Origin of the sequence: Pelagimonas sp., from assembly GCF_050633425.1 — a bacterium.
Classification (GTDB): domain Bacteria; phylum Pseudomonadota; class Alphaproteobacteria; order Rhodobacterales; family Rhodobacteraceae; genus Pelagimonas.
Window position 1 is genome coordinate 14,715 of record NZ_JBOEGM010000012.1, and the last position, 23,071, is coordinate 37,785.

The 23,071-nt window shown below is 55.1% G+C and carries 23 protein-coding genes; 6 read left to right on the top strand and 17 right to left on the bottom strand.

Features of this window, described 5'->3' with window-relative positions:
• Positions 1-11: 11 nt before the first annotated feature.
• From ACRBB0_RS09175 to ACRBB0_RS09215, 9 genes are all read right to left on the bottom strand, one after another.
• On the bottom strand, positions 12-1,082 hold the full coding sequence (locus ACRBB0_RS09175) for a c-type cytochrome (protein ID WP_431374129.1): 1,071 nt from the start codon (positions 1,080-1,082) through the stop codon (positions 12-14).
• Positions 1,066-2,343 carry a sulfite dehydrogenase gene (gene soxC / locus ACRBB0_RS09180; protein WP_431374130.1) on the bottom strand — a complete coding sequence of 426 codons (1,278 nt, stop codon included), beginning with the start codon at positions 2,341-2,343 and terminating at the stop codon, positions 1,066-1,068. The genes ACRBB0_RS09175 and soxC overlap by 17 nt, the downstream gene beginning before the upstream one ends.
• 96 nt (positions 2,344-2,439) lie before the next feature.
• A complete protein-coding gene (soxB, locus tag ACRBB0_RS09185; protein WP_431374131.1) occupies positions 2,440-4,137 on the bottom strand; it encodes a thiosulfohydrolase SoxB in 1,698 nt (565 codons plus the stop codon).
• A gap of 106 nt (positions 4,138-4,243) precedes the next feature.
• Positions 4,244-5,101: a sulfur oxidation c-type cytochrome SoxA gene (soxA, locus tag ACRBB0_RS09190; RefSeq protein ID WP_431374132.1), complete on the bottom strand. Its 858-nt coding sequence runs from the start codon at positions 5,099-5,101 to the stop codon at positions 4,244-4,246.
• A gap of 67 nt (positions 5,102-5,168) precedes the next feature.
• Positions 5,169-5,498 (bottom strand): thiosulfate oxidation carrier complex protein SoxZ, encoded by a 330-nt coding sequence (gene soxZ / locus ACRBB0_RS09195; protein ID WP_431374133.1) that lies wholly within the window; start codon positions 5,496-5,498, stop codon positions 5,169-5,171.
• A gap of 18 nt (positions 5,499-5,516) precedes the next feature.
• The gene (soxY, locus tag ACRBB0_RS09200; RefSeq protein WP_431374134.1) at positions 5,517-5,936 is read right to left on the bottom strand and encodes a thiosulfate oxidation carrier protein SoxY; all 420 of its coding nucleotides are present in this window, start codon (positions 5,934-5,936) and stop codon (positions 5,517-5,519) included.
• A gap of 21 nt (positions 5,937-5,957) precedes the next feature.
• Complete coding sequence (gene soxX, locus ACRBB0_RS09205) at positions 5,958-6,434, bottom strand: sulfur oxidation c-type cytochrome SoxX (protein ID WP_431374135.1); 477 nt, start codon at positions 6,432-6,434, stop codon at positions 5,958-5,960.
• 170 nt (positions 6,435-6,604) lie between these two features.
• A complete protein-coding gene (locus ACRBB0_RS09210; protein ID WP_431374136.1) occupies positions 6,605-7,180 on the bottom strand; it encodes a thioredoxin family protein in 576 nt (191 codons plus the stop codon).
• A 26-nt stretch (positions 7,181-7,206) separates the two neighbouring features.
• On the bottom strand, positions 7,207-7,935 hold the full coding sequence (locus ACRBB0_RS09215) for a cytochrome c biogenesis CcdA family protein (protein WP_431374137.1): 729 nt from the start codon (positions 7,933-7,935) through the stop codon (positions 7,207-7,209).
• Positions 7,936-8,027: 92 nt separating this feature from the next.
• On the opposite strand from ACRBB0_RS09215, the gene ACRBB0_RS09220 reads away from it, so the two are divergent.
• The 3 genes from ACRBB0_RS09220 (at position 8,028) to ACRBB0_RS09230 (ending at position 9,871) form a co-directional block, all read left to right on the top strand.
• Entirely contained in the window at positions 8,028-8,378 is a 351-nt protein-coding gene (locus ACRBB0_RS09220; protein WP_431374497.1) for a thioredoxin family protein, read from the top strand.
• Between the two features lie 14 nt (positions 8,379-8,392).
• Positions 8,393-8,731, top strand: a complete 339-nt coding sequence (locus tag ACRBB0_RS09225) for an ArsR/SmtB family transcription factor (protein ID WP_431374138.1) — start codon at positions 8,393-8,395, stop codon at positions 8,729-8,731.
• A 78-nt stretch (positions 8,732-8,809) separates the two neighbouring features.
• A complete protein-coding gene (locus ACRBB0_RS09230; RefSeq protein WP_431374139.1) occupies positions 8,810-9,871 on the top strand; it encodes a YeeE/YedE family protein in 1,062 nt (353 codons plus the stop codon).
• A gap of 63 nt (positions 9,872-9,934) precedes the next feature.
• Here ACRBB0_RS09230 and ACRBB0_RS09235 read toward each other — a convergent pair whose 3' ends face one another.
• Positions 9,935-10,522, bottom strand: coding sequence for a riboflavin synthase (locus ACRBB0_RS09235; protein ID WP_431374140.1), 588 nt, complete (start codon positions 10,520-10,522; stop codon positions 9,935-9,937).
• A 110-nt stretch (positions 10,523-10,632) separates the two neighbouring features.
• Here ACRBB0_RS09235 and ACRBB0_RS09240 point away from each other — a divergent pair, with 110 nt between their 5' ends.
• From ACRBB0_RS09240 to ACRBB0_RS09250, 3 genes are all read left to right on the top strand, one after another.
• Positions 10,633-11,925, top strand: coding sequence for a capsule biosynthesis protein (locus ACRBB0_RS09240; RefSeq protein ID WP_431374141.1), 1,293 nt, complete (start codon positions 10,633-10,635; stop codon positions 11,923-11,925).
• A gap of 95 nt (positions 11,926-12,020) precedes the next feature.
• Positions 12,021-13,172: a polysaccharide biosynthesis/export family protein gene (locus ACRBB0_RS09245; protein WP_431374142.1), complete on the top strand. Its 1,152-nt coding sequence runs from the start codon at positions 12,021-12,023 to the stop codon at positions 13,170-13,172.
• Positions 13,173-13,177: 5 nt separating this feature from the next.
• Entirely contained in the window at positions 13,178-15,208 is a 2,031-nt protein-coding gene (locus ACRBB0_RS09250; RefSeq protein WP_431374143.1) for a capsular polysaccharide biosynthesis protein, read from the top strand.
• A 127-nt stretch (positions 15,209-15,335) separates the two neighbouring features.
• Here the strand turns inward: ACRBB0_RS09250 and ribD are convergent, their stop codons facing one another.
• The 7 genes from ribD to ACRBB0_RS09285 form a co-directional block, all read right to left on the bottom strand.
• A complete protein-coding gene (gene ribD / locus ACRBB0_RS09255) occupies positions 15,336-16,439 on the bottom strand; it encodes a bifunctional diaminohydroxyphosphoribosylaminopyrimidine deaminase/5-amino-6-(5-phosphoribosylamino)uracil reductase RibD (protein ID WP_431374144.1) in 1,104 nt (367 codons plus the stop codon).
• Positions 16,436-16,903 (bottom strand): transcriptional regulator NrdR, encoded by a 468-nt coding sequence (nrdR, locus tag ACRBB0_RS09260; RefSeq protein WP_431374145.1) that lies wholly within the window; start codon positions 16,901-16,903, stop codon positions 16,436-16,438. The genes ribD and nrdR overlap by 4 nt, the downstream gene beginning before the upstream one ends.
• Before the next feature lie 404 nt (positions 16,904-17,307).
• Complete coding sequence (locus tag ACRBB0_RS09265) at positions 17,308-17,754, bottom strand: secondary thiamine-phosphate synthase enzyme YjbQ (protein WP_431374146.1); 447 nt, start codon at positions 17,752-17,754, stop codon at positions 17,308-17,310.
• Positions 17,755-17,811: 57 nt separating this feature from the next.
• Positions 17,812-18,009, bottom strand: coding sequence for a hypothetical protein (locus tag ACRBB0_RS09270; protein ID WP_431374147.1), 198 nt, complete (start codon positions 18,007-18,009; stop codon positions 17,812-17,814).
• A 540-nt stretch (positions 18,010-18,549) separates the two neighbouring features.
• Positions 18,550-20,541 (bottom strand): RNA polymerase sigma factor RpoD, encoded by a 1,992-nt coding sequence (gene rpoD, locus ACRBB0_RS09275; protein ID WP_431374148.1) that lies wholly within the window; start codon positions 20,539-20,541, stop codon positions 18,550-18,552.
• Between the two features lie 117 nt (positions 20,542-20,658).
• Positions 20,659-22,644 carry a DNA primase gene (gene dnaG, locus ACRBB0_RS09280; RefSeq protein ID WP_431374149.1) on the bottom strand — a complete coding sequence of 662 codons (1,986 nt, stop codon included), beginning with the start codon at positions 22,642-22,644 and terminating at the stop codon, positions 20,659-20,661.
• A 151-nt stretch (positions 22,645-22,795) separates the two neighbouring features.
• Entirely contained in the window at positions 22,796-23,071 is a 276-nt protein-coding gene (locus tag ACRBB0_RS09285) for a hypothetical protein (protein WP_431374150.1), read from the bottom strand.

Sequence of the window (23,071 nt, forward strand, 5' to 3'; positions counted from 1 at the left end):
CCAGCCGCGCATCACTGCGATACCGACTTCAGATATTCAATCATCGCAAGGATGTCGGCATCTTTCCTAAGGCCCGCAAAGGACATCTTGGTGCCCTTCATGTATTTTTTGGGCTTGGTGAGAAAGGCCGTCAAAGTCTCTTCGTCCCAAACTCCGCCATGGCCCTTCATGACCTTGGAGTATTTGAAACCGTCCTGAACTCCGACATCAGCGCCAAAGATACCATTTAGGATGGGACCAGTCTTGTGCTTGGCACCATCCCCAACTTGGTGACAGGCCTTGCATTTCTTGAAGACTTTCTGGCCTTTGGCCACAAGTTCTTCGTCCAAGGCGGCCATAACGGGCTCAGGCTCGGGCGCCGGTTCAGGCGCAGGCTCAGCCACCGGAGTTGGCTCGGGGGCGGGTTGGGGGGCGGGTTGGGCCTTGGCTTCTTCAACCGGAGCAGGCTCAGCACTGTCTTCTTCCGGCGTCACATCAAGAACCGACGCGCGCATGGTGACTTCGACGCTGTCCTTACAGTTTTCCATGCAAGGCTCGGAACGCCAAAGCGCATACTCGGTTTCGGCCCGATCATCGAGAATAAAACCGCCCGCATTGGGCATTTCCACATCCAAGAAGGTTTCCTTGGACAACTCGAATTCCTCGTCGATCAGATCGTTGGAATACAAAATATAGGCGACGATGGCATAGACATCGTCTGGTTCCAGCGTCTGAGCCGCACCGAACGGCATAGAGCGGTTCACATAGTCAAATGTTGTCGACAGGTAAGGCCAATAACTCCCAACAGTTTTCAGCGGATCCTCATCCGCCAAAGTTCCGTCTCCGCCTGCCAATTTCGGCCAGTTATCAACACCTTCGGCGAAATCCCCGTGGCAGATTGCGCAATTGTCGGCAAAGATTTCTTCGCCATCCAATGCATTTCCTGAACCGTCAGGAAGGCCGGTCCCATCCGGGCTGACGTCCAGATCCCACGCCGCGATTTCTTCGGGCATCGCGGAGCGACCAAGACCGTATTTTTCGGCGAACGCCGGGTTTGCAGCAAGAACCAAGGCCAGCGCTGTTAGATTAAGATACTTCGACATTCTCGGCCTCCCCATCGGCTTTCACCCACCAGGTCTGGATACAATTGTTGTGATAGATTGAGTTCAAGCCACGCACTTCGCGCAGTTGAGTTTTGGTAGGCTGGACATAGCCGGTTTCGTCAATCGCACGCGATTGCAGGAACATCTCTTCGCCATTCCATTCGGTGTCGAGATAGAACCGGGTGAGCGCCTTGTCCTCGCCCTCTTTGCCAAGACGGGCGGTTTCCCATGTTTTGCCGCCATCCTTGGAGACATCGACGCGGGTGATTTTGCCGTGACCGGACCAAGCAAGGCCTGTGATCACCAGCGGTCCATGCCCATGTTTGATCGGCGACTGAGGGCTGGGCGATGTAACGATGGATTTCGCATCCATGACCCACGTCCATTTGCGCGCGGTCCCGTCTTCGAGAACATCTGTATATTTCGACGTTTCTTCGCGGCTTTCGACCGGGCCATCCATGACCTCGATCCGGCGAATCCACTTGACCCACATGTTGCCTTCCCAACCCGGCACAACCAGACGCACCGGGTAGCCATGCTCCATGCGCAACGCTTCGCCGTTGGCCTTAAAAGCGATCAAGCAATCATCCAACGCCTTTTCCATCGGAATTGATCGGCCGTTTGAAGAGGCATCCGCGCCTTCAACATAGACCCATTTGTCTTTCAGATCGCCCGCAGCGTCCAAACCGGCCTCTTCCAAAAGCGTCCGCAAGGTGACGCCAGAATATTCCATGTTGTGGATCATACCGTGGGTGAACTGCGCGCCGTTCAGCTGCGCGCCCGCCCATTCCATGCCGGTATTTGCTGCGCATTCAAGGAAATAGGTGTGGTTTTGGCGCGGGAAACGCTCCAAGTCTTCGTATGAAAATACCAACGGCTTGTCGACCAAACCATTGATCATCAGGCGATAATCTTCCTTCTTGAGCGCAATCGCACCCGAATGGTGGCGCTCAAACGCACACCCCTGGGGAGTAATGGTGCCATCAAGTGCATGAATCGGCGTAAAGTTGATCGAACTGATGGTGTCAGCGGTCAGCCATTCCACGTTGCGACGGATCACATCCCCTTCGAACTCAATCGGCACACCATAAGGCGAGGCATCGACGCCATCCCCAAGGCCCGATGCCCATTCTTGAACTTCGGTAATCAACGGGTCGGGTGTCGCGGCGCTGGCCCCGCCAGCCATTGCACCGGCACCCAAAGCGGCTGCGCTGGTTAGGAACTGGCGGCGCGAGGGACCCGGTTTTGTGTCTTCTGCCATCTGTGTCTCCTTTCGGATCATCGAATTCATCTATGTGAATGGTTTCGTTAAAAAAAATCGAAACCACTTGTGTTCAATCGCCGCGACGGCGGGCGCTTATGCGCCCACCACCGTGACGGAATTATTTGGCTCAAGGGTTACGGTGCCCTGTTTGCGGATATGGCTTTCGACCACGTCCCAAATCTGGGGCCCTTCGGTGCCCTCGTTGACCGACGCCCAACCGGCAACGACGTAGTTCTTGGTCGGATCAATGGCTTCGCCGGTTTTCAGCAATGTCATTTCAGAAATCCGTTCGCCCTGCGGCTTGGTCACATCACAGCGATAGGCCATGCCCCCGATACGCACCATATCCCCGCCCTGCTGATAGTAAGGATCAGGATTAAAGATATTGTCGGCCACGTCTTCGAGGATCACCTTGATGAATTCCCCTGTCATTTCAGATCGGTAGGCTTCACCGTAGCTCATAGACGTCACATTCCAGATATCCTCACGGGTAATATCATCACCCGGAAGCAGAGATGGCCCCCAACGTACGCCGGGCGACATGGCAATGTCGGCCTCACGTTCGTCAATGAGTGCGTTACAAATCAGGTCATCCCACGAGCCGTTAAAGTTACCGCGGCGATACAGGGTCGTATCGGTTTGGCCGATCACTTCGGACAGCCGGTCTTTATATGGCGCGCGCTGCTCTTCAATAACTTTTGTCATAACCGGATCTGGGGTGATCACATCCGAGAAGATCGGGATCAGCTTGTGACGATAGCCCATCATACGACCATCGCGGATATCCAAATCAACGCGGCTGACAAACTTGCCGTTCGACCCAGAGGCAACAACAATTGTATCGCCCACCAGAACCGGTTCGGGCAGCGCATCATGGGTGTGACCGGACAGGATCACATCAATCCCGGTCACTTTGGTCGCCATCTGCTTGTCGACGTCAAAACCGTTATGCGACAGACATACAACGCATTCCGCGCCCATGCTGCGCACCTCATCAACCATGGCCTGCATGTTTTCGTCGCGAATACCAAAGCTGTATTCCGGGAACATCCAGCGCGGGTTGGCGATGGGCATATAGGGAAACGCCTGCCCAATCACGGCCACCTTGACACCGCCACGCTCAAAGAATTTGTAAGGTTTGAACAGCTCGGCGGGTTCATCCCATTCTGCGTCAAAGATGTTTTGGCCAAGCGCGGCAAATGGCAGGCCCTCGACAATTTCATTCACCCGCTCAGACCCTAGGGTGAACTCCCAATGGAATGTCATAGCGTCCGGTTTGAGCACATTCATGGAGTTCACCATGTCCTGCCCTTCCGTTTGGAAACAGGTATATGAGCCGTGCCAAGTGTCGCCACCATCCAGCAAAATCGCGTCGGGACGATCGGCGCGAATGGCGTTCACGACGGTTGAGACGCGATCAAGACCACCAACTTTGCCGTATCCACGCGCCAGGGCTTCGAAATCACCAGAGCTCAGAGCGTAATGGGAGGGAGAGCCATCTTCGATGCCATAAGCTTTGCGGAAATCAGCACCAGTCAAATGCGGGACAGCGCCTTTGTTGCCTCCGACGCCGATATTCACCGAGGGTTCGCGGAAATAGATCGGCATCAGCTGGGCGTGAATGTCAGTGACGTGGATCAATGAGACATTGCCGAACGTATCGAACTGCAAGAGCTGATCTTGCGTCAGGCTCTGCTGAGCGGCAGCGCGGGCCCAAGTTCCATAGCTGGATGCGCCCATCATGGCCGTGGCTGCCATGGAAACCTGCAAAAAATCGCGACGAGAGATCATGGGAGTGCTTTCTATCTCAAAGTGTTACCGCAAACGCATTCATAATAATGAATGGATTAGGCTAAAGAAATCCCCGCACCGAACAGGTCGATGCGGGGCATAGATTTTAGTTACGGACAGACGGACCTTCGACCGCAAGACCATTGCCGCGCGACGCAACATACAGTTCAAGCGCAACAAATTCCGGGGAACCGGGGCTGTAAGTTTCGGCGCGGGTATCGCGCACACAGCCCTTGAACCGTGAATGCACGCCATTCAATTTGGCGTTCTTCAGGCGATAGGCCGGGAAGCCGTTGATATGGCCTTGGCTCAGGTGATCTGCGCGGATGTAATTGCCGTAGTTGTCTTCGTGGCAATTTGCACAGCTCAGTTCAAGCTGGCCGGTCCGCGTGTAGTACATCTCTTTGCCAAGCGCATAGGCATCTGCCGCGCCACCATCAATGGCAACGTTCATCGGCAATCCACGCGATTGCACCGAAATCATCGCTTCCATATCGACAGCCGTTCCAGCGTCATATTTCCACGCCTCAGCACCCATCCGATTCACCCGGCAATCGTTCATCTGCATCTGTAAGGTGCGGACTTCGCCAGCGTCTTCATTGTATTTTGGGTACGTCGCACGCACGCCGACCATGCTTTCGGATGGGTCGTTGTGGCAATCCGCACAGGCCTTGCCTTCGGATCCTTCGGCGGTGTTCCATGTGTCCATGGCTTTGTCGACGAAGATCATGCCCGGATTGTCGAAATCATCCAGCTGAAGCGCCTGAGTTTCATCTGAGCGGAAATGCCAGCCCGAGATGACCTCGTCTAGCGCGCCGTCCAAATGCTCTGCAGCAGCGGTTTTGGTGATCATGTCGGTTTCGCCGTTGATGAGCATGTGATCATCATCAGCGCCACCCGCCATGGTCAGAGGTGCCGAAAGGCCTGCCACTAGGGCTACGGCCGTCAGTGCCTTGAAATTCATATATTTTCCCTCCCGTTGAACCTCATGCCCCGATGGTTCGCGAACCGGGGCATGAAGGGGCCAGCGTTTAGCCGATGGCGATTTTCTTGGCGGTCTCGTAGACGTCACCGTCATCATCGTACCAAGTGAATTTGAATTCACCGGCCTCGGGCACGGTGGCTTCGAACTCAACATATGGGTTGGTCGAGATGGCGGGCTCAAGCGTCACATCAATCACGTTCTGACCATTAAAATCGCAGGTAAAGCGATTGATAATCGAGCGCGGGATGACGTTGCCGTCTTTGCCTTTACGCTGACCAGATTCCATTTTGTGTGAAATCAGGGTTTTGATGGTGATCGCATCACCAGCAGCGGCCTTTTTCGGGACTTTGACGCGGGGTTTTACACCAGATGCCATTGTTTTCTATCCTTTTCCTTAGCCGCCGCAGCCGCCAATGGTGACCTTTACGGTCTTCGATGCACGCGCGAAGCTACCGTCAGCGAGCTGAGCGATGGCGACAACGTCCTGTGTTCCCGCGAGGCGGATGCGCGTTGACGCGGCTTGGCTTGCGGCCAATGGGCCAAACTTGAACGTGGCCACACCCGGTGTTGGGTTGCCCGTTGCAAACACCACGATCGCAGTCGCGCCGGGCGCTGATACTGAAATCGGAACAGTGTTGCCGTTTTCCGCGATTTCTGGCGCAGTCAATTCGATCCCGGCATCGGCCATATCGGCCCCACCGGTAAATGCGGCGATTGCGTCATCCGAAGCAGCTGCAAATGCGCGCAGCGGCAAAACGGTCATCAGCGCTGCACCGGCACCCATGGCCAATGTTTCGCGACGTGTGAATTCCATCGTCTGTCTCCTTAGTTAGGGTCAGCTGTCCTTGAGCGTCAGCAGGAAAGCGACCACATCTTCGATGTCTTGGGCCGACAAAAGCGGCGTCAGCTCTTCGGTCGGGGCTTTGCCGGTATAGGCCGCGCCCGGACGAATATAGCCGGTGGTTTTGTAGAAAGACGGCATCATAGATTCGTCAAAAGTCATCTTGGCATCTGCCACGATACCGCGAATTTCTGCCTCGCTCCGGTTGGAGCCGATACCATCTAGAATAGGGCCAACTTCGCCATGGAAGGGCGAGTCGTTCAGCGCCGTTACGGCATGGCACGAAATACAGTTGCCGCGTTTTTTCGAGGCCATGATGGCCGCACCTTCGGCGGGATCTCCGGCTTTACCGCTCAAGGACACAGTGACTTCGCCGTATTCGCCATAGGTCACGTCGGCCGGTAGCACGGTTTCGGCCGCAGCCACCCCCGCCGCCAGCACCAGTGCTGTTGTTAGTGTTAAAAGCCTCATGTTCCCTCCCTAGGCTTGCTGGCCTTTCGACCTTGCTCGCTGCCCCGTCGCGCTGGGGCCCGTTTCGCGATAGTATCGCGTCTTGGCTGATGTATACCGTAGGGCACTGCCCCCGGATGACGCAACAACAAATTCGCAAACGTGAATTTCTTGTCGCAGTTGCGGCGCTATCAGTCAAAACTTCCGTTGTTGCGTTCTTGGATCATCCGCGCATGGTAACGCTGGAAATCCTCCCCGTTTTCAGAGGCATAGTGTTCTTCGGCAACCCAAGTAAACATATCTTTTGTGGTGCCCTTGCCAAATGCGCCTGGCATGACTGCGACGGCAGCTTCCATCGCATTTACGCCCTCTGGCACCTCCTGAGGTAGAAAAACAATGTTGGGCGTGAACATCACACGCCATTTACGTGCCATGTCTTTTTCGCTCCGCGATTCTCCATCAAAGTCGATGACTTCGACATCTCCATAGAGGTTCATCTGAACCACAAAAAAGTTTTCTTCGATGTAATCCGAAATGCCAGCATCAGAGAAAACCTCTTCGTGCATCTTGGCACAATAGATGCATCCCCGCTGCTCGAAAAACAGGACAAGACGCTTTCCCTCGGCATTGGCCTCATCCAAATCTTCACGCAGGTCTTTGAACGTGTCACGCATCCAAGGCTGTTTGTGCAGCCCGTCATCGCCTATTTCGGCAACCGCAGGAATCGCCATCAACGCGAGAACCGCGCCCAAAATCCACTGTTTCATCTTTCCCCTCCCAGGTTACGCAGACCTCAAACCCAATTCGGATAGGCTTTGAGCATCAGCTCTGCGATCCAGCCTACCGTATCGGTTGCAATCAGGATCGCAAATATAATCAACATGACGCCCATAGCTTTTTCCACATGGACCATTTTGGACCGGTGCTTTTGCAGCCAACGCAAAAAAGGCTGGGCAAAGACTGAGGCGACAACAAAGGGCGCGGTCATACCGATACCGAACACCGCCAGCAACAGCGCGCCATGCCAAAGCTCGCCCATGCCGGACGCAATCGCGAGGATGGTTGCAAGGATCGGACCAACACATGCTGTCCAGCCAAAGCCAAAAGCCAGCCCCATCACGTAGGCCCCAAACACCGTCGAGGGATCTGCTTTGCTCTCCATTCGCGCCTCGCGGTAGAGAAAGCCGATTTTTATGACACCCAGAAAATGCAACCCAAAAGCAAAGATGACAGCCGCCGCCACATAAGAGAGTGTCTCACGCCAATCCGCAAATGCCTGCCCAAGTGCGGTGGCCCCAAGCCCCAACAGCATAAAGATAGTCGTGACACCAAGGGCAAACATAATCGCAGATAGGATCAAGCGCCGTTGCGCGCCCGGCGCATTCCCACCTTCATCGCGCAGCTCTGTCATCGACAAACCGGCCATATAGGACAGATAAAACGGGACCATCGGCAAAATACAGGGGGTAAAAAACGCCCCCAGCCCGGCAAGCAAGGCACCAGCATAGGTGATGTCGAACATTGGCGCTCCTTGAACAATTCACATATTCAGATTATGTTGTTCGATAACGAATGGTCAATTGGTGATCCAAGGTGAGACAATTTGCATATGCGATGTTGGCGGTGATCGCCAGCGCTGGGATTGCTGCGGCGTCTGAGATTAGATTGGTGATGGTTGATCAACCGGGCTGCGCCTATTGCGCTGCTTGGGATGATGAGATTGCACCCGCCTATCCAAACACCGTCGAGGGAAAATTTGCCCCTTTAATGCGCGCTGATCTGCATATGGGGCCGCCCGAGGGTATTAAATATGCACGAAGGGTGAACTTTACGCCTACATTCATTCTGCTAGAAGACAAAACCGAGATCGCGCGTATCGAAGGATATCCCGGAGAGGATTTCTTTTGGCCGATCTTTTCAAAACTGCTACAGGACCACACCGCGTTCCAACCGGCGACCAACTGAGATTGATCAAACCCATGGCCCTTCCCGTACTTTCCAATGACATGAGCGATGACGATCTTGATCGCATTGTCGACAAAGCCACCACCGCATCGGCTTTCCTCAAGGCAATCAGCCATGAAGGTCGGCTCATGATTCTGTGTCATCTGGTGTCAGGTGAAAAATCGGTGACCGAGCTAGAGGATTTGCTCTCTGCGCGTCAGGCAGCGGTGTCTCAACAACTGTCGCGGCTGCGGCTCGAAGGCTTGGTTGTGCCCCGCCGCGAAGGCAAAGCCATATATTATCGACTGGCGGATGACCGCCCCCGTAAAATGCTGGAATGTGTTTACGAACTGTTCTGCGCCGAAGACGATTGATTTTGAGGTTGCGGGGAGGCAACCTGTTCAAACGTTAAAGCAAGGGAGCACAGCGACAGCCAGGAGGAGGGCTTTTGCATGCGTGATGTCTTGTCGGATCATCAGATGGTCGCTCTCATCGGGCTTGTCGGAGGTATTCTCCTTGGACTCGCCGCGAGATTAGGCCGTTTTTGCACATTGGGCGCTATAGAAGATGCGCTTTATGGTGGTTCCAATGTGCGGTTGCGTATGTGGGGCATCGCCATAGGCTTTGCCATCATGGGCAGTTTTGGCTTGATGGCCACAGGATTGATGGATGGCCGAGAGAGCTATTACCTCTCTATCAGATGGATGCCGCTTGCCTCGGTTATTGGCGGTCTCGTGTTCGGCTATGGCATGGCGCTGTCTGGCAATTGCGGATACGGCGCGGTTGCGCGGCTTGGTGGCGGCGACCTTCGCAGCTTTGTTATTGTGCTCGTCATGGGCGTGTCGACATACGTTGTCTTGGCAGGCCCTCTCGCTCCTCTCAGAAACGCTGTTTTCCCGCAAATGGACGTAACCAGCACCGACATGCCCCCCGGCATCGCGTATCATCTGAGCGCCTTAACCGGGATTTCACCCCCCGTGATTGGCTTGGTCGTGGGCGCGGCGATTTTCTTGGGGTCCTTGATGTCAAAAGAGGTTTTGCAAAAACCAGTTCAGATTTTTTGGGCATTGGTGGTTGGCATCGCCGTTATCAGCGGCTGGGCCGGAACCGCTTGGGTGGCCGATAGCGGATTTGAAGCCCTGCCAGTGGTGTCACACAGCTTCGCAGCCCCGATGGGCGAAAGCATTTTATGGTTTATGACAGGCTCCGTCCGGCCGTTATCATTTGCCGTCGGATCAGTGGCCGGTATTTGGGTTGGTGCCTTTGCTGGATCATTGATCAAAGGGCACTTTCGCTGGGAGGCCTGCGAAGACCCGCGCGAGCTTAAGCGCCAAATCTTTGGCGCAGGCTTGATGGGGGTAGGCGCGGTGTTGGCATTGGGCTGTTCCGTCGGGCAAGGCCTGTCGGCCTTTTCCGTTTTAGCCCTGTCTGCCCCGATCACCTTTTTGGCCATTTTTGCCGGTGCCGCGATTGGCCTGCACCAGCTGATCGTTGGGTTTCAGCCCGCCAGATAGCGCCCAGATACCGCAAAGCCGAGTGTTTTAGGCACTGGTCTCCATGTGAGGAGAGGCGTGAGATCAGGCCATCTCGCTCAAACGCGCCACATACCGGGCCAGAGTGTCAATTTCGAGGTTCACCTTATCACCAACCGCCGCCGTGCCCCAGGTCGTAACTTTCTGGGTGTGGGGAATGATGTTAATCCCAAAGCTGGTGCCATTGACTTCATTTACGGTCAAGGAAGTGCCATTCAAAGCAACTGACCCTTTGGGCGCGATGAACTTGGCCAACTCATGCGGCGCGTCAAAGGTCAGGCGCGTGCTGTCCCCTTCGTCGTGAATATCAGTGATTGTCGCAACACCATCCACATGGCCCGACACAATGTGACCGCCAAGCTCATCTCCGACTTTGAGCGCCCGTTCCAAATTGAGGATACGCCCATCGGCCCAAGTGCCCAGGTTGGTCTTGGACACCGTCTCAGCGCTGATTTCCATATCAAACCAGTCATCCCCAAGCGCCACAACCGTCAGGCAAACACCGTCACAGGCGATGGAGGCCCCAATATCAATGCCCGCCGTATCGTAAGACGTCTGAATGCGGGCGCGCAAGTCACCGCGTTGTTCAAGCTCTATAATGCGGCCCTGATCGGTGATAATACCGGTGAACATATCGCGTCCTTTCGCGTAAACTGGTCCCAGGGCTGCGGCGCGATGCGGCCTTAATTTCGCCGGGTTCAGAGGTTAGTGGTTTGGTCAGAGTAAGGACATAAAACGCCATCATGAGCAACACAACCGGCCAAAAACGGGTCTTCCTGTTTCTACAGGGGCCACACGGACCTTTCTTTCACCGCCTTGGCGCAATGCTGCGCAAGACAGGCGCTGATGTTTGGCGCGTGGGGTTTAATGCCGGTGATCGTGCGTTTTGGTTTCATCCCAACAGCTACATCCCATTTCGTGGCACGCCAGCGGAATGGCCCGATGTTTTCACATCCCTGTTGGACGAAAAAAGCGTCACCGATATCGTGCTTTATGGCGATGTTCGCGGAATTCATGCCAAGGCGGTCGAAATCGCAGAATCCCGCGGCATTTGCGTTCACGTCTTCGAAGAAGGCTACATGCGCCCCTATTGGGTCACCTATGAGCGCGGCGGCTCAAATGGCCATTCTGAGCTTATGCAGACCTCGGTTGAAGACATGCAAAAAGCGCTGGCCCTTTCCGACATGGAAGCGCCCCTGCCCCCCGGCCATTGGGGGGATATGCGCCAACACATGTTTTATGGTGCCCTATATCATTGGTTTGTGATGTTCCGAAACGGTGACTATCGCAATTTCCGCCCTCACCGTTCGCTCAGTGTAGTGCAGGAATTTGGATTATACGTGCGCCGCCTGTTGTTGATGCCTGCGACCTGGGTTGACCGCATGATTTCAACCGCACGCATTCGTCTGGGTGGGTTCCCTTACCACTTGGCGCTGATGCAGCTTGAACATGACAGTAGCTTTCAAAAACACTCTCCGTTTGAAACCATGCCAGAGTTCCTCGAAGAGGTGATCACCGGTTTTGCAAAAGGTGCGCCCGGACACCACCATCTTGTATTCAAGGCCCATCCTTTAGAGGATGGGCGCGTGAATATGCGCCGGGCCGTGCGAAAACTTGCGCAAAAACATGGTGTCACAGAGCGGGTTCACTATGTGCGCGGTGGCAAACTGGCCCAGCTTTTGAACGACGCGCGAACGGCAGTAACCGTCAATTCAACGGCCGGTCAACAGGTGCTGTGGCGTGGCATTCCGCTCAAGGTGTTTGGCGACGCTGTCTATGCAAAGCCAGAGTTTGTGTCCGAGCAACCCTTGGACGCCTTCTTTGCTCAGCCCTCGCGACCGGATAATCGCGCCTACAAAGATTACCGCCGATATTTGCTCGAAACGTCACAAGTCCCCGGCGGATTTTATTCGGCGCGCGGGCGTCGTCAACTGCTTCGGCAGGTGGTCGATATGATGTTGTCCCCCGATGATCCGTACCAAGCTCTGATCCGCGGCACCGCGGCTCCGAGGCAACAGTTGCGGGTCGTGCATTAGACAACACAACCCCTAGTACTGGCGTTTTTCAATTAAACACGGTACGTTATTAAAAAAAAACTGAGGCAGAAATATAAGGTCGAGGAGACCGAGCAGTGAAACACTCCACTTCCAGGTGGGCGCGTTCCGTCGCCCTTCTGGCCGCGGTGTCGATTCTGGCATCTTGCGGCCTTCCCCGTTTGGGACCCAATAAAAGAGAAATCTACGCCGGCTCTGTTCAGCGCGAAGGCGATGCCTTTATCGTTGCAGTCAATGACCGCGTGACACGGACAACTGCGGTGGTCCCTGCACTTGGCTTCTCAGAAGAGTTTAAGAAAGCCAGCACGTTAGGGTCCGACACCATTCGACCCGGCGACACGCTTGGTCTGACAATCTGGGAAAATGTCGATGACGGTTTGTTGGCCCCAGAAGCCGCCAATTCCACCATCCTCGAAGAGGTTCAGGTCGATGGCTCCGGGTTCATTTTTGTCCCCTATGCCGGTCGGATCAAAGCCGCAGGCAACACGCCAGAACGCATTCGCCAGATCATCACCGCCAAACTAGAAGATCAAACGCCCGATCCTCAGGTCGAAGTGCGACGCCTCGCAGGTGATGGATCAACCGTCAGCCTCGTTGGCGCTGTTGGTGGTCAAGGTGTCTATGCAATCGAACGCCCGACCCGGACGTTGACGTCAATGCTGGCGCGCGCTGGCGGTGTCACGATTGAACCGGAAATCGCACAAGTTACTGTGTTGCGCGGCGCTCAAACGGGCAAAATCTGGTTCCAAGACCTTTATAAAACACCTGAGTTCGACATCGCCCTGCGTGGCGGCGACCGGATTTTGGTCGAAGAAGACACCCGCGCCTTTACAGCTTTGGGGGCCACAGGCTCGCAAGCCCGCGTTCCCTTTGAAAGCCAAAGTCTTAGTGCCGTCGAAGCGATCGCACAGGTGGGCGGCTTGTTGGCCACTGGGGCGGACCCGACCGGCGTGTTCATTTTCCGCAACGAACCGGCGGCAATCGCAAACCAAGTCTTGGGTCGCAACGATCTGGTTGGGGCACAGCGCATGGTTTACGTACTGAACCTAACCGAGCCGAACGGCATGTTCATGGCACGTGACTTTGTCGTTCGAGATCAGGACACATTGTATGTGACCGAAGCGCCGTTCACCCAATGGAACAAGCTGATCGCGGCCTTCACGGGCTCTCTGGGGGCCGTCACGACGTTGACATCTGCCGCAGACGCCATATCCGGTACGGGCGGCTGACACCAGTGCCCCAAAAGGATGACATTTTCGCCGGGGAGGACACTCTCCGGCGTCTTTATGTTTACAATGGCGGTTTTCTGACGCAACCACGCGTTCGAAAGATTCTGACTGGGGCTGGCTTTCGGGTGTCCATAGGTCTGCCCAAACCCGGTGATTTGGTGGGCATTTGGGGGCAGTCGCCAACATCCCATCGCGGTGAAGCCATTGCCGAAAAATACAAGGCACCTCTTGTTCGCATCGAAGACGCGTTTTTGCGGTCTTTGTACCCTGGCCGTGCGGGAGAGCCGCCCATCGGCCTGATGATCGATGAAACCGGCCTGCATTTTGACCCCACGCGCCCATCCGATCTCGAGACATTGCTCAGAACGCACCCCTTAGATGATGGTGCCTTAATGGCCCGAGCCCGAGCGGGTATGGCTCGGATGCAAGCCGCGCAGCTGTCAAAATATAGCGCATGTGACCCCGAAATAGACGCACCAGCCCCGGGGTATATTCTGGTTGTCGATCAAACACAGAATGACGCGTCAGTACGTGCAAGCAAGGGTGACCGAAGCCGGTTTCTGGAAATGCTCTTTGTCGCTCAAGATGAAAATCCGAGGGCGCGCATTGTGATCAAAACCCATCCAGAAACCTCCGCAGGTTTTCGAAGCGGGCATTATAGAACCGAAGACGCAACCGGACCCATCGAGTTTTGCGATGCGCAGATCTCGCCTTGGCGGCTGCTTGAGGGGGCCACAAAAGTCTACACCCTGAGTTCGCAGATGGGTTTTGAAGCGATCCTTGCCGGACACAAACCACGGGTTTTTGGCGGGCCGTTTTATGCAGGATGGGGGCTCACGGAAGACGAAGATGTTTTTGCCCGCCGCAGGCGTTCCCTGTCACGCCCGCAACTTTTTGCAGCGGCAATGATCCTGTATCCGCACTGGTTTAACCCCTATTCCGGGAAAATCGGCGAATTTGAAGACGCACTGGGTGCAATGGAATCCATACGGTCCGCCTGGCGGGACGATCACAAAGGTTGGGTCGCTTCAGGCATGCGCCTTTGGAAACGAAAACCCTTGCAACGGTTTTTCGGACAGCATCGCCCGGTCATCTATGAAGACAATCCTCTAAAGTCTCAGGAAATAGCGAGAAAAACGGATCGCAAGATCATGGCGTGGGCTGGTAAGGCCGAGGGTAATGTGGTGCGTGTCGAAGACGGTTTTTTACGCTCACGTGGCCTTGGCGCACACCTCGTCCCCCCCTTGTCGCTCGTCCTAGATAACAGCGGCATATACTATGACCCCACGTCCCCATCCCAGCTTGAGACTTTGATCCAAACAGCTGCCAAAGGGTTAAGGCCAGACCAAATCGAACGAACGGAGCGCCTAATTGACCGATTGTTGCGCTCTGATTTATCCAAATACAATCTATCCGGGGAGTTACCCACATTGCCCGCCGGTCACCGAATTTTGGTCCCCGGTCAAGTAGAAGACGATGCCTCGATTTTGACCGGCAGCCCAGACATGCAAAGCAATGCTGCGCTGCTTCGCTGCGCGCGCGAAGCCAATCCCAACTCCGTGATCCTGTGGAAGCCTCACCCAGATGTTCAGGCGGGCCTTCGCAAAGGCCATGTCGAGACACCTGAAACTTGGTCGGATAAGGCATTGGAAAACTGTGATATATCCCCGTTGCTCAAAGAGGTTGACGAGGTCTGGACCATGACATCGCTCGCCGGGTTTGAAGCCTTGCTACGTGGTTGTAGGGTGGTCACATTGGGCGCGCCGTTTTACGCAGGATGGGGTTTGACGCGTGACTTGGGCAAAATTCCGGCCCGTCGCCTCCATGGACCTCGCCCTGACCTAACCGCCTTGGTTCATGCAGTTCTTATCGACTATCCCCGCTATTTTGACCCCGTCAGCGGCCTTCCTTGCCCGGTCGAGACCGTAGTGGACCGTCTCGAAACCGGCACCATACCAAGCCCGAGTCTCTTGAACCGCACTCTGTCGAAGCTTCAAGGCATGTTGGCCAGCCAAGCGCATCTCTGGCGACGTTAAGGTTTTGTTAAAACTTTCGCAGCTATGCCCAAATGAAGACAGTCTTTTTTGAGTTTTCCACAGGGCGCAATTAGTTACCCACAGCAGGTGCACTTCGCAAGTTAACCTAAGGGAAACATGCACGTTTTTAGCTTGCTGCGCTGCGGCGCCACACGTGCCTGACATCGACACCATCCACCGTGACATCCACAAGCTCATAACGGGGCGCTTCTGCCAGTCTTTCGATGCCCAAAGCACCCAGCGCTGGCTGCCCTTCAGCCCCCAACGCGATGCCAGCGGAGAAAACCTGGACCTCATCGACGAGGTCGTGGACCAGAAGAGACGCAGCCAATTGCCCGCCGCCTTCACAAAAAACCCGTGTCAGCCCAGCCGCTCCAAGGACCTGAAGCACCGATCGCGGATCAACACGGCCATTGGACAAATGGCAAGGCAAGAGCGTCGCGCCGACACCTTGCCACGCCGATATCAACTCGGGTCGGACATTCGGCCCATGACAGAGCCAAACGGGAACATCCTGAGCGGTCTGTGCAAGCTGCGATAGAAGCGGCACGTCAAGATGACGCGATACGACCACGCGGACAGGTTGGGTAACATCGCCCATGCCCCGCACCGTAAGAGAGGGATCATCCGCGCGCGCGGTGCCTGCCCCCACCATCACAGCATCATGGGACGCGCGCAAAGCATGGACAGCGCGACGCGCAGCTGGTCCTGTGATCCATTGACTTTCGCCGGTGGCGGTCGCGATACGCCCATCAAGGCTCATCGCTAGTTTCAAAGTTAGCCAAGGCCGTCCGTGCTCAACCTTCAGAAAGAAACCGGCATGGTCATGGAGCGCCTGATGAGCCAAGACCCCAGTCGTGATTTGGATCCCGTGCTTGCGCAACTTTTCAAACCCTTGGCCACTCACCCGAGGATCACTATCTGAAACAGCGGCGACAACGCGGTTGACCCCTGCTGCGATCAAAGCATCGCAACAAGGCGGGGTTTTTCCGTGATGTGAACAGGGCTCGAGCGTGACATATGCCGTTGCCCCACGCGCGGCATCACCAGCCATCGCCAGAGCTTCGGTTTCCGCATGGGGCCGCCCGCCGGGTTGGGTCCAACCACGACCAACGACACGCCCGTCCTTGACAACAACACAACCCACAGCAGGGTTGGGCCAGCACTTGCCCATCCCGCGACGGCCCAAGCCTAAGGCATGGGCCATGTGGCGCTGATCATCATCGCTCACTTTGCGCCTGGAACCTCTGGCCGAAGCTCACTGACGAATTTATCGAAATCATCTGCGGCCTGGAAGTTCTTGTAAACGCTGGCAAACCGCACATAGGCGACGGTATCGATCCGCGCCAGAGTTTCCATCACGATCTCACCGATCTGGGTCGATTGAATATCGGTCTCACCCATGCTTTCCAACCGCCGTACGATGCCAGAGATCATCTGATCTACGCGATCAGGTTCCAGCGGCCGCTTTTGCAGGGCAATGCGGATGGAGCGTTCGAGTTTATCGCGATCAAAATCTTCGCGTCGACCCGAGGATTTGATGACCACCAGATCGCGCAACTGGACCCGTTCATAGGTGGTGAAACGCCCGCCACATGCGGGGCAAAACCGGCGTCTTCGGATCGAAACATGATCCTCAGCCGGTCGAGAATCTTTAACCTGAGTGTCTATATTTCCACAAAATGGGCAGCGCATGGCCGTCCCCCTCGTTTTATTCTCTGCCTCAGGGTGCTTGGCACACCCCCTTTATATTTTTAGTCGCGCGCCCGGCTGTTAAAGCCGCGAAAATTGCTACACCGCGCAGTGGCTGTAGGGTTACTCCCTACTTATCCACAGCCACTATAGGCCAGCCGCCACAATTTGGGTAGGGGGGAAATGATGCCGCTATATAGGCCAAAACAAAAAGCCAGAAGTGTCGTCTTTTCAATGACTCTACGCTGAGCCACCATGTGTTTGGCCCCCAAAGATGGCCCGATTTACATGATCTAACGACGTCGCGCTGGCTGTCGCGGTGCCGGCTTAATCCGATCTGTTGGAGGCCATATCCAGTCGTCGTCAGTCAAACTGTCTTGCAAGGAACCTGTTTCATCCGCCCATCCCTAGAGCGTTCCTCGGTCAGAAGCCTGCCCAGCCGGGGCTGCCGGACTAAGATAGGCCACCACTTCTCGGCGATGCGGTGCATGGCGATGTTCGAACAAATAGATGCCTTGCCATGTCCCCAACGCAAGTTTGCCATTGATAACTGGAATATTCAGCGACACAGGCAACATGGCCGCCTTGATATGCGCGGGCATATCATCAGGCCCTTCATAGGTGTGTGTTAGGTATGCCATCGAAGGATCGGTCGTTGGGGGCACCAACCGCTCGAAAAAGTTCTGCAGGTCAGTTTGAACTTCTGGATCGGCATTTTCTTGGATCAGCAGGCTCGCCGACGTATGCCGAACGAACAAGGTCAACAACCCCGTTCCTTCGACCCAAGACGAGACCTGCCCCGTAAACTCGTACAGGCCAGGCCCCCGTGTTGAAATTGAAAGGCTCATCTGCATTGGCACAGTCCTTTTGTACCAATGTGACGCGTGCGAGTGGGCCTGACAACTCTTTGTCTACCCTCCAGCCATCGCTGTTTTCGATGTTGTTGCAGGGTTTGCTTGGCTCAGGGCTGGGGCGGAAAAGGGTGTGCTGAACGCGACCGCAACCGGTGATGCGCCGAGCAATTCGGCTGTTGAGACATCTGGCCCGTGGTGGGCAAAGGCTGCAAATGGGGCGACGGCCAGCAAGGCTATGGCTAATGTTTGTTTCATGGCGGGCTCTCCGTTTCTGTTAGACAGATGGGAGCCGCACTCAGGAGTGCAATGCGCGCACGCGCAGAGGTGATGTGCGCTCAACAAACGGTGAATAATGACGTGATGTATAACCGTGTATGGGGCCCCGTGCACCCGGTCGATCGGCCAAACATTTGAAACGCGAACGCTAGCTTGGACCGGCAGACATTATGCCAAACACCATGGCAAACACCGACACGCTAGCAAGGATTTCTCCGCGTTTGAGTATCGGTTTTTGCGTTAAGCAATACCCGCATCGCTCCCCGAAAAAGCGCATACGATGGCCACACCCCCGACAGGTGAAAATACGTATGGTCATTTTGGTCATACCTGCTTGGACATTGAAAAGGATTTTTCACATTTTCAATTCTATCAAGAATGACCCGAATTACCTTCTTCAACGTGACGTTGAGTAAAGACCAAGGCATCACGCCCAAAATTTGATCTCTTCAAATGAGCTTTGCCAATTCGGCGACCAGAAAAAAGGCCGGGTCGCTGATGCGCCCGGCCTTGGTATCTTTATTGATCCAGGAAGCTTCGCAGTTTTCGCGACCTGCTTGGATGCTTGAGCTTACGAAGCGCCTTGGCTTCGATCTGGCGAATACGTTCGCGGGTCACGCTGAACTGCTGCCCCACTTCCTCAAGCGTATGGTCCGTATTCATGCCGATGCCAAAGCGCATCCGCAAAACACGTTCCTCACGTGGAGTGAGCGAAGAAAGAACCCGCGTGGTGGTTTCCTTGAGGTTCTCCTGAATGGCGCTGTCCAAAGGCAGAACGGCATTCTTATCCTCAATGAAATCGCCAAGTTGGCTATCTTCTTCATCACCAATCGGTGTTTCAAGAGAAATCGGCTCCTTGGCGATTTTCATCACCTTGCGCACTTTTTCCAAAGGCATTTGCAGTTTTTCTGCCAATTCTTCGGGTGTCGGTTCGCGGCCAATTTCGTGCAACATCTGGCGACCTGTCCGCACCAGTTTGTTGATCGTTTCAATCATATGGACCGGAATACGGATCGTGCGCGCCTGATCAGCGATCGAACGGGTGATCGCCTGACGGATCCACCAAGTCGCATAGGTCGAAAACTTGTAACCGCGACGATATTCGAACTTATCAACCGCTTTCATCAGGCCAATGTTACCTTCCTGGATCAAATCCAGGAATTGCAGACCGCGGTTGGTGTATTTCTTGGCAATCGAAATAACGAGACGAAGGTTCGCCTCGACCATTTCCTTCTTGGCTTGACGCGCTTCTTTTTCGCCTTTCTGAACCTGCTGCACGATGCGGCGGAATTCAGAAATATCAAGACCAACGTACTGACCAACCTGCGCCATGTCAGAACGCAGAGCTTCGACTTTGTCGGTCGAACGCTCAATAAACATCTGCCAGCCACGACCGGATTTCTCACCCATCCGCTCAAGCCAGTTCGGGTCAAGCTCGTGGTTGCGATATTCGTCAACGAACTCGCGGCGGTTAATTCTGGCTTGGTCGGCCAGCTTTACCATGGCGCTGTCGATGGACATGATGCGTTTGTTGATACCATATAACTGGTCAATCAACGCCTCGATCCGGTTGTTATGCAGGTGAAGCTCGTTCACCAACAACACAATCTCAGACCGCAGCTTTTGATAGCGTGCTTCGTCCGCAGACCCAAAGCTATTGTCTTCATTCAGAGTTGCCGAAATCCGGCTATCCTGCATTTCCGCAAGTTCTTCATAGTCTTGCGCGATGCGATCCAGCGTCTCAAGCACAGTCGGCTTCAGTGCGGCTTCCATCGCGGCCAGCGACATGTTGGCCTGTTCGTCATCGTCGTCATCGTCGTCGTCTTTGGCAATCGGGTTGCCATCTGCGTCGAGTTCTTGAGCGTTGTCTCTGGGCTTCGCGGCCTCTTCACCGGTGCCGGTCGGAGCAACAACAGGCTCTTCGACTTCACCATCTTCGTTCATCTGACCAGAGAACGTGGTTTCAAGGTCGATCACATCGCGAAGCAAAATATCTTCAGACAGAAGTTCTTCGCGCCAGATCGTAATCGCCTGGAACGTCAGAGGGCTTTCGCACAGCCCGGCAATCATCGTGTTGCGGCCGGCCTCGATGCGTTTTGCAATCGCGATCTCACCTTCACGCGATAACAACTCAACCGAACCCATTTCGCGCAGATACATCCGCACCGGATCATCCGTACGATCCAGTTTTTCGGCGGTACCAGCAGCCAGGGTGACTTCACCCGGTTTTTTGGTTTCGACAAGGTCCGTTGTGCCCTTGTCGTCCTCTTCCGGCTCTTCATCGTCTTCGGTGATCTGAATGCCCATTTCGGACAGCATCGACATCACGTCTTCGATCTGGTCAGAGCTCACCTGATCGGGCGGCAGAACCTGATTAAGCTGGTCATAGGTAATGTAGCCACGCTCACGCGCTTCTGCGATCATCTTTTTGACCGCAGTCTGGCTCATGTCGAGGCTTGCATCCTCTTCATTGCGCTCAGATTTGGCGTCGTCGTTGTCCTTGGCGGCCATGAAAGTCTCCTGATCGGAAAGGCGGGCGATTCGTTTTAAACCGAATCAATAGCGCGATATAGCGATTCGCACACCCGTCTACCCCTATTTCTTTACCGTTTCCTCACCAAAAAGACACTAACCGCGGCCCTTGTCGAATCGAATCGTTGAAAGCAGCGAATCAAATGCGCTGCGTTCCTCGCGATCTATAGGGGCTCCGTTCGGGCCAACGTCATATTCGGCACTCTCTTCATCACTTTGGCGTCCAGCTTGGGCACGCACTTTTGCGGCCTCGGCAAGACGCCACGTCAACGCTTCATCGGCCCGATCTTCAAGCTGAGCTTCAAGGTCTTCTTGCGCTTCGGCCAATTCTGCATGCCATCCGTGCAATGCTTCCAGCTTTGCCAGTTCTTCGGCCACAGTCATGCGGGCCATCTCGGGGTTTCCTGGGCTGCGGATGCAGGGCACCACCGCGACATGGCGTGCCGCGAGCATAGTTTCAAGGGTTTCGATCCCAATTGCGTCTTCGGCCTGCAATCGCATCTCAGATTCGCGGCCAATGTTGCGCAATATCACATCACGCAGCACCGCGTGATCGGGGTCATGGCAAGGCATCATCTCAAGCTGGCCTTCAAATTCACCTGCCACTTGCGGCGCGGTTATGACTGCCGCCAGAATAATCGTTTCACGCATGGCGGTTTCAACATTGTCGCCCGCCGAAACCAACAGCGAATTCTTTGCGCCAATTGTTGGCGGCTCCGGCGCTTTCCAATCACGACGCGGCGACCACTTGGCCTTGGCTTGGCGCGCCTGCCCACCTTGCCCGCCACCCGACCGCCCAGCGCGAAACAGTTGAAAACGCAGATCTTTGATTTCATCCCCATAGTGCCGGCGCAAATGTGGATCGGTGATTTTGGCAATCCGGGCCCGCAGCTGTTTATCCAGCGCGGCCTTTCGTTCGGGGCTGTCGAACACTTTGCCTTCCGTTTCGTTTTGCCACAACAACCGAACCATCGGCATCGCGTCATCCAAAACCTTTTGCACCGCTTCAGGTCCCCCCGAGCGCACCAAATCATCGGGGTCTTTGCCTTCGGGCATAATCGCAAACCGAAGCCCTTTACCGGCTTCCAGCAAAGGCAAAGCCAGATCGATAACGCGATACGCCGCACGCAAACCGGCTTTGTCACCATCCAAGGCAATCAAAGGTTCGGTCGACATCCGCCACATAAGCTGCATCTGCGGCTCGGTAACCGCGGTCCCGAGCGGCGCGACGCTGGCCCCAAACCCCGCTTCGGACAGCGCAATAACGTCCATATACCCTTCGGCAACGATCAATGGCTGCCCACGTCCAGATGCCTCCCGCGCCGCGCGCATATTGTAAAGATTGCGAGATTTATCAAAAAGTTCGGTTTCTGGCGAATTCAGATACTTGGCGTTGTCGCTCGGGTCCATAGCCCGACCGCCAAACGCAATCGCCTTGCCTCGAGCGTCGCGGATCGGAAACATAATCCGGTTGCGAAACACATCATATGGCGCGCGCCCCTTGTCCGAAGCTTTGACCAACCCGCAGGCCAACATCAAATCCGGCGAGATCCCCTTGGCCTTCAAATGCTCGCGCAGGTTTTCCCATCCAACAGGTGCAAATCCGATTTCGAAACGGTCCAACGCCTCTTGGCTCAACCCGCGCTTGTTCAGATAAGCACGCGCATCACCGCCAGCGCCTGCTTTGAGCTGAAGACGGAAAAATTGAATTGCCTGTTCCATCACATCGCTCAGAATCGTGCGACGGTCGGCCTTTTCCTTTGCGCGCGGATCGGCTTTGGGCATCTCAAGCCCAGCTTCCGTTGCCAGAATTTCAATGGCCTCCATAAAGGAAACATTCTCAGTTTCCCGCACAAAGGAAATCGCGTCGCCTTTGGCATGGCAACCAAAACAGTAGTAGTACCCTTTGCGGTCATCCACATGAAAAGACGCTGTTTTTTCGTGGTGAAATGGACAGGGCGACCAAAGATCTCCCTTGCCCTGGTTCGATTTCCGGGCATCCCACATGAGTTTGCGGCCCGCCACTTGGGCGAGACTGGTGCGGTTGCGCAATTCATCCAAAAATCCAGGGGGTAGGCTCATGCGGTTTAGTATCTCGATTCCACCGCCAGCCTCAAGGGCCACCCGAAGGAAAGCGCGCTAGAGCGCCACATGCGCCCGCCCGAAAAGCCTCGCCACGCGGGGCTTTGAGACACCAAGCGCGCCGCCAGGCGCATAATTTAATACCTTTTCCTTAAAGGGCCTCGCATTGCGCTTTCCACGCAATACCAATCTCATCGGTAAGTTGCTCTGGTGGCAACTCATAGACCCATTCCGACAACATATCCGCGGCGGTTTTGCCCAAACCAGCACGCAATTGCCGCCGTGCTTTGCCTTTGCGCACGCCTTCATTGCGACCGTTGACCACTTCCATCACCAAAGCAGCCTGAGCCTCACAATCGGGTTTCACCGGTTCCTCGGCGCTGGCAACAGAGGCAGCACACAAAAAAATCGCCATAAGAATACGCAT